The organism is Bartonella alsatica, from assembly GCF_013388295.1.
GTDB classification, from domain to species: Bacteria; Pseudomonadota; Alphaproteobacteria; order Rhizobiales; family Rhizobiaceae; genus Bartonella; species Bartonella alsatica.
Genome location: NZ_CP058235.1, coordinates 1319519 through 1334264 on the forward strand (window position 1 = coordinate 1319519; position 14746 = coordinate 1334264).

7 protein-coding genes and 2 pseudogenes are annotated in these 14746 nt (G+C 36.2%); 7 read left to right on the top strand and 2 right to left on the bottom strand.

The annotated features are described in order from the left end of the window. Window positions 1–36: 36 nt before the first annotated feature. From zwf to HWV54_RS07205, 3 genes and pseudogenes are all read left to right on the top strand, one after another. Window positions 37–1512 carry a glucose-6-phosphate dehydrogenase gene (gene zwf, locus HWV54_RS05410; protein WP_005865961.1) on the top strand — a complete coding sequence of 492 codons (1476 nt, stop codon included), beginning with the start codon at window positions 37–39 and terminating at the stop codon, window positions 1510–1512. A 10-nt stretch (window positions 1513–1522) separates the two neighbouring features. Next, a complete protein-coding gene (gene pgl, locus HWV54_RS05415) occupies window positions 1523–2260 on the top strand; it encodes a 6-phosphogluconolactonase (RefSeq protein WP_005865959.1) in 738 nt (245 codons plus the stop codon). Window positions 2261–2300: 40 nt separating this feature from the next. Beyond that, window positions 2301–4172: pseudogene (locus tag HWV54_RS07205) on the top strand (dihydroxy-acid dehydratase domain-containing protein). Between the two features lie 35 nt (window positions 4173–4207). On the opposite strand, the gene folD reads toward HWV54_RS07205, so the two are convergent. Next, window positions 4208–5107, bottom strand: a complete 900-nt coding sequence (gene folD / locus HWV54_RS05425; protein ID WP_005865952.1) for a bifunctional methylenetetrahydrofolate dehydrogenase/methenyltetrahydrofolate cyclohydrolase FolD — start codon at window positions 5105–5107, stop codon at window positions 4208–4210. Window positions 5108–5424: 317 nt separating this feature from the next. Here folD and HWV54_RS05430 point away from each other — a divergent pair. Continuing rightward, window positions 5425–7305: pseudogene (locus HWV54_RS05430) on the top strand (AsmA family protein). Between the two features lie 94 nt (window positions 7306–7399). Here HWV54_RS05430 and HWV54_RS05435 read toward each other — a convergent pair. Further along, window positions 7400–7543: a SurA N-terminal domain-containing protein gene (locus tag HWV54_RS05435; RefSeq protein WP_005865944.1), complete on the bottom strand. Its 144-nt coding sequence runs from the start codon at window positions 7541–7543 to the stop codon at window positions 7400–7402. 235 nt (window positions 7544–7778) lie between these two features. Between HWV54_RS05435 and HWV54_RS05440 the strand changes: the two genes are divergently transcribed. From HWV54_RS05440 to HWV54_RS05455, 3 genes are all read left to right on the top strand, one after another. Further along, window positions 7779–8522 (top strand): 16S rRNA (uracil(1498)-N(3))-methyltransferase, encoded by a 744-nt coding sequence (locus HWV54_RS05440; protein WP_005865942.1) that lies wholly within the window; start codon window positions 7779–7781, stop codon window positions 8520–8522. Between the two features lie 69 nt (window positions 8523–8591). Then, window positions 8592–9965: a glutamate--cysteine ligase gene (locus HWV54_RS05445; RefSeq protein WP_005865939.1), complete on the top strand. Its 1374-nt coding sequence runs from the start codon at window positions 8592–8594 to the stop codon at window positions 9963–9965. A 3412-nt stretch (window positions 9966–13377) separates the two neighbouring features. Continuing rightward, window positions 13378–14733 carry an L-cystine transporter gene (locus tag HWV54_RS05455; protein WP_005865935.1) on the top strand — a complete coding sequence of 452 codons (1356 nt, stop codon included), beginning with the start codon at window positions 13378–13380 and terminating at the stop codon, window positions 14731–14733. Window positions 14734–14746 lie beyond the last annotated feature (13 nt).

Consider the following 14746-nt stretch of genomic DNA (forward strand, 5'->3'; position numbering starts at 1 on the left):
CAGCTTTTATAATTGAATGGGAAGATAGACAAATTCATGGTTAGTAAAATTATTCCAGTCTCTCCCTTCGATTGTATTGTTTTTGGTGGCAATGGCGATTTAACATCACGTAAACTTATACCTGCTTTATATCATTGTCAGTGTGTTGGGCAATTTAGCGAGCCAACGCGTATCATTGGGGTTGCGCGTTCTGCATGGAGTAATGAAGAATATCAAAATTTTGTTCGTACTTCTTTAGAAAAACATGTTCATCCAAAAGATCTCAACCAAATTGAACTTAATCGTTTTCTTGCACGTTTAACTTATGTTTCTGTTGATGTTACATCAAATCGGGGATGGCGAGATCTCGTTTTATTGCTATCAAAAGATTCAGCTGATATTCGGGCTTTTTATTTAGCGGTTGGTTCGTCTCTTTTTGGTGATATTGCAATAAGATTAGGGAAAAATGGTTTAGTGACGCAGCAAACACGGATTATCATTGAAAAACCTATTGGCCGCGATGTAAAAACAGCGATTGAACTCAATGACATATTTGCAAAAGTATTTAGTGAAGATCAAATCTTTCGCATTGATCATTATCTTGGCAAGGAAACTGTTCAAAATTTAATGGCATTGCGGTTTGTTAATACACTTTATGAGCCGTTATGGAATTCCAACTATATTGATCATGTTCAGATAACGGTTGCTGAATCTTTAGGATTGGAAGGGCGCGCAGAATATTATGAGAATGCAGGTGCTTTACGCGACATGGTGCAAAACCATATGCTGCAATTGCTTTGTTTGGTAGCCATGGAAATACCGTTTACCAATAGAGCAAATGCTGTACGTGATGAAAAACTAAAAGTTTTGCATTCTTTAACGCCTCTTGATATTCGTAATGTAGAGCAAAATACAGTGCGTGGACAGTATCTTGCTGGTATATTGAATAGTGTTTCTGTAGGATCTTATCTTGATGATCTGGGAAAAAAAACCAGCGAAAGCGAAACATTTGTAGCGCTTAAGGTTAAGATTAATAATTGGCGTTGGGCGGATACACCTTTTTATTTACGAACCGGTAAGCGTATGTCCATGCGGATGTCTGAAATTGTTGTCGTTTTCAAACCTGTTCCTCATAATATTTTTAATGTGGATTCCGATGAGATTTTTTCTAATCGACTTGTTGTTCGTCTTCAGCCTAATGAAGGCGTAAAACAATGGTTGATGATTAAGGATCCGGGTCCTGGTGGTATGCGATTTCGTCATATTCCATTGGACATGAGTTTTGCATCTGCGTTTTCTCAGCGTAATCCTGATGCTTATGAACGCTTATTGATGGATGTTATTCGCGGAGAGCAAACCTTATTTATGCGTCGTGACGAAGTTGAGGCTGCTTGGCGTTGGATTGATCCTATCCTTGAAGGGTGGCAAGCAATAAAGCAACCTGTTCATGGATATAATGCTGGTTCATGGGGACCATCTGCTTCGACTGTTTTGATGGAACGTGATGGGCGTGTATGGAATAACTTAGTTTAGAGCAATATGTATGCATGAAATGAATATTGACCGTTTAAATTTTGAAACACCCACTACCCTCGCTTTGGCGTTGGCTGATCGTGTTGCAGCAGAACTTAGTATAGCTGTTCTTGAGCGTAGACGTGCAATTCTAGCAGTTTCTGGTGGTAAAACACCAGAACTATTTTTTCATTATTTATCAAAAGCTGATATTGATTGGCAAAATATTATCATTACTTTGGTTGATGAACGTTTTGTACCTGCTCATCATGAGTGCTCGAATGAACATATGGTAAGGCGGCATTTGTTACAAAATTTTGCAGCTAAAGCCCATTTTGTGGGACTTTATCATAAGGCACTTACTGTTGAACTTGCTGCTTTTTCGGCAGCTAGCCGTATCAATACTTTGCCTAGACCCTTTGATGTTATTGTCTTAGGAATGGGGATTGATGGGCATACGGCTTCCTTTTTTCCTGATGCTGATCGTTTAAAGCAAGCGCTTGATCTTCAAACACAGGCTCTTGTTTTACCACTTCATGCAAAAAGTGCTCTTGAGCCAAGACTCACACTGACTTTACCAGTTATAATACAATCTCGTTGCATTATTCTCCATTTTGAAGGCTTTCAGAAACGCGATTGTTTTGAAGCAGTTTGTCAAGATGAATCTGAAATAAAAATGCCTGTTCGCGCGGTTTTACGCAATGCCCATCATCTTGTTCAGGTTTACTGGTCTCCGGATGAAAATGAAATAAGCAAAGTGAAAACATGATACGGATGCAAGTGATATGTAATCTCGATGGAATGTGTAAATGAAAGAGGGAAGAATATGGCACTTTCTAAAACAAATGCTACCAGTTACACAAAGGATTTATGAATGTTCTCTACCAACGCGAGAAATTTATGTAGATTGGATTACAAAAACGCAAGAAGGTGGTCCCACGCGGAGTTTTGAGGGATTTGCCAATCAAATCTATGGTTGTGCAGCTTATGGTCAAATAGAAAAAAGAGCGTTTGAATCTTAATGTTGCTGGAGATATTGATATTATTACTACGTATAATGATATACTTTCAGCATATTAACCGTTTGAATTTTTTCCTTTTTTAATTAAAGAAGCTTCTCGTATGGTTAGTTGTATGGCACAAGTAGCAGCTGGTGTTTTCGGAATGTGTGATGGTATGACCCAAGAGGATACGGGGATGGAGCTTTCTTCTTTTTCCATGTGACGTAATTGCAATGGCGACGGCTATAGGCTTAATACATGATATGTTTGATGTTGCACTGTATCTTGGAGTTTGTGGTAAAGTTATACCTGGTTTACTATTGGGGTGCTAATATTGGGCTACCTACCAGGAATTTTATTCCTGCGGGTTTTGAGACAAGTAGTCAAGACAATCATGAGAAAGCAAAGATACACCAGCTTTACACCAAGAATAAGATAGACCACCAAACATTGTTAGAATCAGATGCACGTTTTTATCATGAGCCAAGAACATTTACATTTTATGGGATTGTTAATTCAAATTAGGCAATCCTGAAAATGATTGGGTTACACATACCTGGATCTTCTTTCATTAATGCGGTTACTTTGTTGCATGATGCTTGAACAAAAGAAGCCACGAAGCGTGTACTTAAAATGACAATTCTTGGCGATGATTAAGGCCACTTAGTTTGATAGTTGATAAGCGTTCTTTCGTGAATGCTATTGTAGGATTAAATGCAACAGGAGGGGTTCACAAAACATGCGATTCATTTGATTGCTATGGCTTATGGCTGTGGTTTGCGGCATTCAATTAACATGGCATGATATTGTAGGAATTTCGTCAATTTTACCTCTTAAATACGGATTTATCCTAGTAATTTTGCTGATGTAAATCATTTTTATGCAGCTGGGAGTATGGGATTTTTCATTCGCAAGTTCATTGAAGGGTGAGAGAGCAGTACATGAGGATATCTGTACAGTTTTCGGTACCGATCTGAATGCTTATGCAATTGAATAAAGCTTTATGCTGCTAGTTGTATAGTATATGAGCCTGCTCTTAATGAAAGTGGTAACCATAAGGTATTAGCAGGGTGGAAAAAACCGTTTCAACCTGATGTGGTATTCGTGTTTTGTCGGGAGATTTAGAGACAGCTATTGTAAATAGTTTCATCTGTTAAGTTTGAGCATTGCGTATTGAAACTCCAGTTCTTACCTTTAGTGATCAAGAAGAATTTCAAAAAGCTTTTAGAACTAGGACATTGAATAACAAAGATTTTAATCGCTGCCATTTGTTATCAAAGGCTAAAGAACAATGGTATGCTAGAGCTCCATAAGTTAACGACAATTTTAAGCATTTTACAGGATCAAAGACCCAAAGTAGTACTAGTAACTGACAGTTATCTATCAGATGCATAAAGAAAAATTTCTGCTGCAATTCATATCATACCGGAAGCTTTGGATAATAAATCTATTGCGCATTTGCAAAATAATGATATCATTTATCTTGACGCACATATAGGTAAATTAACTATTTTGGAAGATTTGTCAAAATTTAATACGTAAATAACTATGCCTCTTGATCTTTCAAAGAGAGAATACAGCGTTGGATCTGAACTCTTTCACGTTTTTCGCCAATACGTTAGTTGTACAGATCAGAGAGTTTCTGTTCTTATGACCAGAGTAAAGTGCGAAAAGAACTAAAGAGATATTCATGTAATCAATATGCGTAAAACTTCTCAGAATGTCGGCATGGGTAGATTGTGTGCTCGAGTGGCGGCCTTGAGTGTATTAACCATAAGCATGGCAATTGTCATAGGTCCAACTCCTCCTGGAACAGGGGTAATTGCGGCAGCTTTTTCTTTTATTTCTTCAAAATCGACATCACCAACAAGACGTGTCTTTCCTATACCTTTTTCTGGAGCTTCAATGCGGTTAATGCCAACATCAATAATAATGGCACCCTTTTTAATCCAGTCTTTTTTAATCATTTGTGGGCGGCCTACAGCTGCGACTAAAATATCTGCGCTACGGCATACATCATCCAGGTCACGGGTACGACTGTGGGCTATAGTCACGGTGGCATTGGCTGCTGTTAAAAGGGCAGCCATAGGCTTGCCGACAATATTAGAGCGTCCAACGACAACGGCATCAAGACCAGATAAATCTTGTCCACATTGTTGCTCAATCAGCATCATGGCGCCAGCTGGCGTGCAGGGAATGATAGCATCCTCCAGCGCATTAGTTGCGAGTTTTCCTACATTGATATAATGAAAACCATCAACATCTTTTTGGAAATCAATGGCTTGTGTTATGCGGTTTGTCTGAAGAAGAGCAGGGAGGGGAAGTTGCACTAAAATGCCATGGATTTTAGGATCGGAATTTAATGCTGCAATGAGTTGAAGGAGTTCTTGTTCTTGTGTTTCTTTGGAAAGCATATGTTTTATTAAAAAAAAACCACACTCTTCAGCTTTTTTGCTTTTTGATGTAACATAGACCTGACTTGCAGGGTCATCTCCAACAAGGATAACAGCAATACCAGGTTGTATATTATAGTGATTGCGGAGTTTTGTTGTTTCAGCCTTAACTTTTACAATAATCTCTTCAGCGAGTTTTTTTCCGTCAATAATATGATTCATGAGAGAGATCCTTTCGATAGGGCTGTTTATTTTTTTGTAAGGCATTTGCTAACAATACAATAGAGTTTTATAGCAATATTTATGTAAGAACGGTAAAAGAGGCTCGATAGTGTTTATGTATCCTATAGTTTTAGAAGATTCTAAAATAATTGCTTTGTAAGAAAGCAGCAACATTCCTGTTCGAATAAACTTTGAATAAGAACAAGAACAATTATAATTAAATAAGATAGAGCAAAGTGTAAGTTTATAAGAAGTTTTTTACAATCGTTTAAGTTGTCTTTTAGTCTGTTACAGGGGTGAAAGTGTAGAGGAAAATTGTGCGCGCCAGAATAATAAAATTTTTGAGCGGAATTTTTATTACAATTACTTTTTTGTTTGGAGTTTGTATTCTCATTTTACCTTATCTTGTGTCTACAAATACGATTCGTATTCGTTTAGCACAGGATTTAAGTATATGGACAGGCTATAATGTGCAATTGCGTGATCCTCCACGGTTGAATCTTTTTCCTTACCCTAAAGTATACCTTTCCGGTGTTATTTTAACATCAAAAATGAATAATGTTGTACCGTTGATGGAAGCTGAATCAATAGAAGTTGATCTTTCTCTGATACACCTTCTTTGGGGGCATATTTCTTTTTCAGAAACGCGAATTGTGCGTCCCTAATTTGTTGTGGAAAAGCCCATTAAAACATTAGGGGATTTTTTTGATAGGTTTTCACGATCACAAGGTGTACTAGGATTAGCAATACGTAATGCTCGTGAAATATTGAAGCATAATCCAGATTATCCAGATGTAGAACGTCTTTTGAATCAGCCTTTTGGGCGAATTTCTGTTGAGGATGGCGTGCTCGTGTATCATGATAGTATTTCCAGTGTAGCAGAAAAAATAACGGGGTTAAATGCGACTTTAGATTGACCAGAATTGACTCAAGAAGCGCGCTTTCGTGCAAATGCTCGTTGGCGTGGAGAATTGACAAAGTTATCAATTGATGCCGATCAAGCGTTACTACTTTTAGCAGGAGGGAAAAGCCAGATTAAAGCAAGTCTCAATTCTGTGCGTGGTGGTATAACCTTTGTGGGACAGGGACGATTATCTGAATACTATATTTTTGACGGAAAAGTGTCGATGCGTTCTCCAGGGTGGAATCAGACATTATCTTGGATTTGAGGAAATCGATTTTGGGGGTATAAATTGAAAGAGCCAATTGTATGGGAGTCGCATTTTTTAGCACAGCCAATGCACATCCAAATGGATAATGTTACATTTACGTTGGGAACAGCAAATGCGCGTGGAGCTTTAGAAGTTGATTTTCATGACTATGTGCCAATTATGATTGGATCTTTAGCATTTGATAACCTAGATTTTAATCTCTTAGGATCATTGTTTTTTCAGTTAAAAAGAAGAAATCATCCCTTGATATGAAAACTTTTGATCGTATTGGGGTAGATATGCGGCTTTCTGCACCACAAGCAAAAATAGGCAATATTATGTTTACGAATTTAGCTGCTGCGATACAAATAAGAAATGGGCATGGTATTTTTGACCTTGGACATGCGAATATATTAGGTGGATCACTTCAAAGCAATATCGAAATTATACCAGCTGGTCAGAAAGTACGGCTTGAAGGACGTGCTTCAGGGACCTCCATTGATATGCAGACTGCTTCAGAGGCTTTGGGAATTATCCCATTTGCACAGAGTAAGACAAATTTTACTATGACAATACAAACGCTTGTCAGTTCTTGGTCAGAAATTTTTGCGAAAATGCAAGGTGAATTAGTACTGAATATGTCTTCTGGCCGTCTATTAGGATATGATTTGAATGATTTACAGACAAGGCTTTCGAAAAATGAACAATTTCTTTTAATGAGTCATGATACCCCTTCAACAGCTTTTGATCTCTGGAATATTAAAACAAGCTTTTTAGATGGTACGATAAAGGTTACAGAATCATTGATGTGTACGGCAGATTGGAGTTTATCGATTTGGGGGATAATTGCATCTACTATCATAAAAGATCGGCAAAATGAATTTACATTACAAGCACAATTACGAAAAAGCCATAGCTCAAAAACTCTATGTAAAGATGTCCAATGCCTTGCTAACAGTCTTATGCGACCATTTAAGTTTTTCTCTTAGCTCTCAAGGACAAGATCACGGCAACTTTTGGGTTACAAAAGAAACAGATATAGATTGATTACCGTTTTTCATTATTGGTATTAGCAGGAATTTTAGGAATTTTCTAAAAAATATTGTGTTGTTATAAATTTTAGAGATAAATTAGCCAGTGCTTATTGAAACTCAGAAGAAATACCATAACCATCTTTAGCGATTGAATTACCGCCATCTGCTCCAACGGAGCCAATTCCTACAGTAATGAGAATAAAAGCTACGAAAACAGTAATAGTAATAATTGTGGCTTTTTTAGCAGTCATATTTTTCCTCCAATCATGCGATCAATGACTGAATGCAATGGTGAATAATGTGTTGTTATAAAATTGTAGATAAACAGAATCGCTTAAGGTTTGATTTGTTCCACGATTATCTCATAAAGCTAAAAATTTTATAATTCTTTATATATTATCGTTTTATAGATATAATTTTCTCTTTTTGTTATATATTTTTCTTCATTTTTTCAATGATTATAATTAGCTTTGGCACGATATTTTTATGCGCATAAATTATAAACTTAAAAGATTGTTTATCCGACAGCCGCTTGCTTTGAATGGAGAAATAAAGATAGAGGGGGCGCAAGCTTCTTATCTTGTAAGTGTTTTGCGGATGCAAGAGGGAGCCGAGATTTTACTTTTTAATGGAAAGGATGGCGAGTGGCTTGCTAAACTTATTACCATTAAGAAAAAAGTTGTTGTGGCTCAGCTTATCCGTCAAGAAAGATTGCAAACATCGCGTTCGAATCTCATCTACTGTTTTGCTCCACTCAAAAGCGCGCGTTTGGACTATATGGTGCAGAAAGCTGTTGAAATGGGGGTATCGACTTTACAACCTGTTATAACGCATCATACACAAATTACACGTATCAATATGGCGCGTATGGAGGCTAATGTTGTTGAAGCTTCTGAACAGTGTGGCATTTTATCTTTGCCTGAATGTGTCTCTGCCGTTTCGTTAGCAGAACTTTTAGCAAATTGGGATGAGACAAGACCTTTATTCTTTTGTGATGAAGCGCACAAATCGCATAATCCTTTACATCTTTTAAAAAAATACGAAATTACGATGTATGGTGTTCTTATTGGACCAGAAGGAGGGTTTAGTGAGAAAGAGCGAAACTTTTTAAACAAACACTCTTTTGTGATTCCGATATCTTTGGGTCCGCGTATTTTACGTGCTGACACTGCAGCTGTTGCTGCTTTGGCTCTTCTTAATGTTACTGTGGGAGATTGGTCAATTAATTGAGAAGCTTGTAAAAATTATTTTAAACGATTCATTTAAAATGATGTAACTGATGATAGGATATAATAAGTTATGGCGCTTGATATAAATGATGAAAGTGAAATTTATAACTTAGATTCCTTGGTTAATTATTTCCAAGGGGGGTGTAAAACAGAGCATGATTGGTGTATTGGTACAGAACATGAAAAATTTCCGTTTTATATAGATAATTTTCGTCCCGTCCCTTATGAAGGCTCAAGAGGAATCCGTACACTTCTAGAAGGAATGCAAGAAGCTTTAGGATGGAAACCTATTTTAGATGAGGGGAATATTATTGGGCTTATAGGGTCAGTTGGTCAGGGTGCCATTTCTTTGGAACCTGGAGGCCAATTTGAATTATCTGGTGCACCACTGAGAACGATTAATCATACTTATTGTGAGGTAATGGAGCATTTAGCTATTCTTAAGAAAATTTCAGGGCCATTGGGTATTGGATTTTTCGGAATGGGTGCTAGTCCAAAATGGACCTTAGCAGAAACTCCGCGAATGCCTAAATCACGTTACCAGATTATGGCTGATTATATGCCGAAAGTTGGTCATAGTGGTCTTGATATGATGTATCGCACTTCGACTATTCAGGTTAATCTTGATTTTTCATCTGAAACTGATATGCGACGAAAGATGCAAGTATCCATGAAATTACAGTCTATTGCGACAGCATTATTTGCCAGTTCACCTTTTACGGAAGGAAGACCGAATGGTTTTTTATCTTGGCGTTCTAAAATTTGGTGTAATACTGATAATCAGAGGTCTGGAGTTCTTCCCTTTGTATTTTCTGAGAGTTTTGGTTTTGCGGATTATGTTGAATGGGCTCTTGATGTACCAATGTATTTTGTTGTGCGCAACAACCATTATTATGATTGTACACATATAACTTTTCGTCAGTTTATGAATGGAGCATTAAGAGGGCAGGTTGTAAACTCGGTACCTAATATGGGAGATTGGATTAATCATTTATCGACTTTATTTCCCGAGGTACGTTTAAAACGGTTTTTAGAAATGAGGGGGGCTGATGGTGGTTCTTGGAAACGTATCTGTGCATTGTCGGCTTTTTGGGTTGGGCTTCTTTATGATAGTGAAGCACTTAATGAAGCAGAGGCTTTGACAAAAGATTGGTGTTTTGAAGAAGTTTTGGAGATGCGCAAACGTGTTCCTAAAGAAGGATTAAGAACACCTTTTCGTCAGACCACCATTTTAGAAATAGCTCGTCAGGCTATTGCTATTTCACGCAAGGGTTTAAAAAATCGCAAACAGTATAATACTGATGGTTTGGATGAAACAAATTTTCTGGTTCCCTTAGAAGAGGTAGTTGCAATGGGTCAAACAGATGCTGATAAGTTTTTATCTCTTTATCATTCTGTTTGGAAAGAGGAAGTGGAACCTATATTTTTAGAATGTGCCTATTAAATTTTTAAAGCAAAAAACTGCTTTGCTCTTTTGAAGAAGTGTATATTATGGTTACTGCTCATTCGTAATTCTCTTGAGAGAGATATCACTTCGTGCTTTCAGTTTTATCTCATAGTATTGTGCATGAAAGGGTATAATGGGATATGGCTTCAGCAATGAACCAAATGCCTCATTCAGTGCCAACATCAGCAATAAATTATCTATGCGCCCATGCCTTTCAAATTATGTTTTTAACCGCTGTTTCTGGTACTCAGGCGACTTTTTACAGGCAGTTCATGATAATGCGACGGTTGACTATCTATCCCACCAAATTGTAGTTAAGCCTATCTACAGTTCAAGCATTAAAGGAGTGCGATGCGTTTTATCTTACAGGGATTATTAGATATCTAGAAAGCCAGTTTTTTTATTTATCATTGAAGATTACATTCCTCTAAATAGGGACTCAAATCTTTTTGATGCAGTGGTTGATGCGTGTTTAGACTTTGCCTTTATTATTTCCAATATGCCAAATCTTGGCTTAGGGGATAGACACAATCCAACACTAATCTTTATTTATCTAGCAGCGATCCACAATACGAAGCAGACAAATATGGTAACAGTATTATTAAGAAAGCTTGGTACTCAAAATGATGTGTTTTACATTGAATTATTTGATTATCACGAAAACACTATTTTAGCGAGATAATTCTTTGAATTGGAGAAGAAAGACTAACCTATTTCATACAAATATTTTTTTGTTGTCAACATTGGGGATTGCTATTTAACGTTGGCTTTGGACATAATTCTGGAACTTTCGGCCCAAAGTGCTATCGCATTTACTTATGGTTACATTGAACTCTCTAAAACCATCAGTCACTACTGAGACATTTTAGGACCTAACTGGATGTTTTGCTAAACCATAATGTTACACCTGCGTACATCTTTTCAAACAAGGGGATATTTGACATATTAAGAATTATTATTTTTTTCTTGCAAAACGAAGAAACATGAAGCCATGCCTGAGTTCTCTAAATTCGCAAATATATACAAAGAAAAGCTATGAGCTACAAACTATGGTGCAAAAATTATTAATGCTTTATCAATACTTCGTCTCAGTATTTTATTTCGCATACGGTATTTATTCGAACACGGCGATTTAGCTAACATACAAATATACAAAAAGCTCTTTCTTCGTCAGCTTGATGATAGTCGCTAGTTGTCTTCTTTCTGCAATTGCTGGTTTTATTTTCTCTGAACAGTATAGCCATGGGAATCTATATAAAAAATATGGATAGGCCTTCTTATTCTTGTTAGCATAATAATACTGTTGGTTATTATTTTAACATTAGCTATAAAACATGGCCATAAAGTTTAATTGTCCTTCATTGAGATTGTACTATTTCTTGCTAAACTTTTGATCAATCTTACTTAATTTTGTTCATCAGATCAGTTTTTTCAGAGTCACAGGGTTTTAACAGACAAAAAAATTATGGAAATCACTCCCTCGAATTACTTGTATCTTTCTCGAGAGGTGTGGGATTTGCAGGATTATTTTTATCTATTGACCATATCTATAGTATGCGCTCAAATGTGATATGAACAGTTTTCGAGCTCTGTATAAATTCTGAGTCTTTAAAAGAGTTATTTGATTGGAATTTCTCTACTATAAATGCATTTATCAATAATTCGCATCTTATAGTATCATTGCTTTATGCGAATTCCAATGTTTTTTCCGCGTGTTACTGTAGGTTGATATGCACACCATTTACATGTGTTAATAAACAAGCATTTCACTTGTCAGTCGTTTTAAGTTAAATTTTAGCAATCTCAGTGGGCACCCTTACAGCTTGGTGGTATTTTGATAGCCATAAAAAAATTAAAAAATGAGTTTTTTACTATAAATAGTTTTTACTATAAACAAAAAGAACAAGCATATCCTTGTTACATTTCAGCTCTCATTACCAGAAGTTTCTTTATTCAGTGCGGATATTTGTTACCTTGAAGCTTACTTTATTGGCTATTCAATGTGTTAATCGTGTGTGATCCTATGTGGCAATGATGGCAGGTATCGAATGGGCGTTAGACTTGTCTTTTACTAAACTATATTACAATGAGTCATTTTTTAGGTTCTATTTTGCAAAAGGCCGAATTGAGGTTATATACTCAATTACGACAGAGCAATGGACGAATTCTGTAGATAAATGGGGGAAAGCTATAGCCAGAAAAATTGGGTGTGTGGTCCTTAGTGTATATAATGCAACGGACATTGCTCTTATTTTCATTCCTGGTACTCGAGGGGTGGGGGTGGAGAAAAATAAATGCTTAACTATTTATCTGGTGTTGTTGCCCGCTAATAAGCATTCGCGACAAAATATCACTCGATGGGGGTATTGCTTATTCTAGATATGTATAAAATTACTGAAAAGGTGAAGCCCTCCCAAGATCTATCCAATCAATTAACGGAGATGGGGATATCTTATTCGCAAGAATTAGCTCTTTCTGAACATGGAAGCTTTGCTGAAGTATAATATTCCATTTTAAATTAACGTATTTATTTATAACGATAAGTTATTACTTTGTATATTGAGTTAAGAATGTCGAATATCGTAAAATTTTCTCATTTCAGCTCTGTTCATAATGAATCAGTCAAAAATTATTTCCTTGCACATTACAAGCGGAGGGAGTGAATCGTTTAAGAAAGGAATAAAAATGTTCCTTTTTATGAAAAAAGATAAGAGCAATTGTAATATAAGGGTTAACAAATAGAATTATGGTATCGGTTTGTACCTTTATAAATTAAAGATGGTTGTGCTCAAAGGATGTTCCATTGTACTATTTACGAGTACTGTTGTGAGATGGGCTTAGAAGCATTGAGAGGTATTTCTTTAAAACAAGTACATGAATTTTTAATACAATGGCATTTTTATTTTGAGTGAGGGACGTGACCTCATTAAAGAGTGCGATAAACAAAGCATAAGGCAATGCGTATTTTAAAAGAGGTGGCGATAAAAATGACTCAGAATGTCAATAATAAAATTAGCAAGGATGATTTGATATCATATTAAAAAAATAAGCTAGGAAACAGTTTAGTATTGTTCAAGGTTTCATTGATGTACGCAGTAGGAGAGAATGCTAACATGATTTATATGATAAGGTATATAGAAATTGTTTTTTTTAGTGTTGAGGTGCAATGAGTATTGCTTACATTTTCTCCATAAGATTTTATGGAGAAGAGGGGTATAAGTTTATTTAATTTTTTATCTTCTTTAAACAATTATTAATAGCTAAAAATTTCTCTTCTAACCTATAAATTAAAAAAATAATGATTTTATAAAAGCCTCGTAAGCTTTATATTCCATTTTCGAATATTACGCATAGATTTTAGGCCGTGCATATTACTCAATATCAAGCGTAACAATAGTGGGCATAAACAATGACATTTAATTTTTTCATCAATTTATTTCTATTTTTTATTTTTTTGTTATGGCTTGCCCAAAGTAAGAGAATGAAATGGAACCTCTCATTACGTGTTATGCTAGGGCTTATTTTCGGTTTGATTTTTGGAAGTGTTTTGCAGATTATTTATGGAGAAGGTGAAACTACTTTATTGAAATCTATTGAATGGTTTAACATTGTTGGTAATGGCTATATTTTGTTACTACAAATGATTGTCATGCCATTGGTTTTGACCTCTATTGTTTCAGCAGTTGCTCATTTGCATTCTGTTTATGCTATTGGCAAAATGAGTATAATGACAATTTCAATATTGCTTCTTACAACTGCTCTTTCGGCATTAGTTGGCGTTTTGGTAGTTAATATTTTTGGATTAACAGCGAGTAGTTTAGTACATGAGGGGCAAAATATTTCTGCTGTTCTTGAGGATCCTATTTCTCAACTTGGAGATATGAATGTTCCAAAGATGATCTTATCTTTGATTCCTAAAAATCCCTTTGCTGAGTTAAGTGGAGCTAAGCGTACATCAATTATCAGTCTTGTTATTTTTGCGTCATTTTTAGGAGCTGCAGTTATTCTTTTAAAGAAAGATGATCCAGAAAAAGGGGAAAAAGCACTTTTATTTATTCAAGTGGCACAATCTTGGATTATGCGGTTAGTCCGTATTGTGATTGCTTTGACGCCTTATGGTATTTTTGCACTTATGACTAAGGTAGGAGCGTCCTCGCATGTTGCAGACATTTTAAATTTATTGGTTTTTATTATCGCTTCCTATGTTGGTATTATCCTTATGTTTGGAATTCATGGTGTGTTACTCAGCCTATCAGGAATTAATCCTTTCCGTTTTTTCAAAAAGGTTTTGCCGGTTTTGACATTTGCTTTTAGCAGTCGTTCAAGTGCAGCAAGTATTCCTTTGAATATTGAGGCCCAAACACAATGGATTGGTGTCCCGCAATCAATAGCCAGTTTTGCAGCCTCTTTTGGAGCAACAATTGGACAAAATGGTTGTGCAGGTCTTTATCCAGCAATGCTTGCGACTATGATAGCACCCTCTGTGGGTATTGATCCTCTTGATCCTACTTGGATTGCTACTCTTGTTGGTGTTGTAACGTTAAGTTCTATTGGTGTTGCTGGTGTTGGTGGTGGTGCTATTTTTGCTGCATTGATAGTGTTGCCAATTATGGGGTTTCCTGTTTCTTTAGTTGCTGTACTCATCTCTATTGAACCTTTAATTGATATGGGGCGTACAGCTTTAAATGTGAGTGATTCAATGTTGGCTGGAACTATAACCAGTCAGATGTTACGATCAACGGATAAAAGCATCTTTGAAAAATAATTTTCATGTTAAT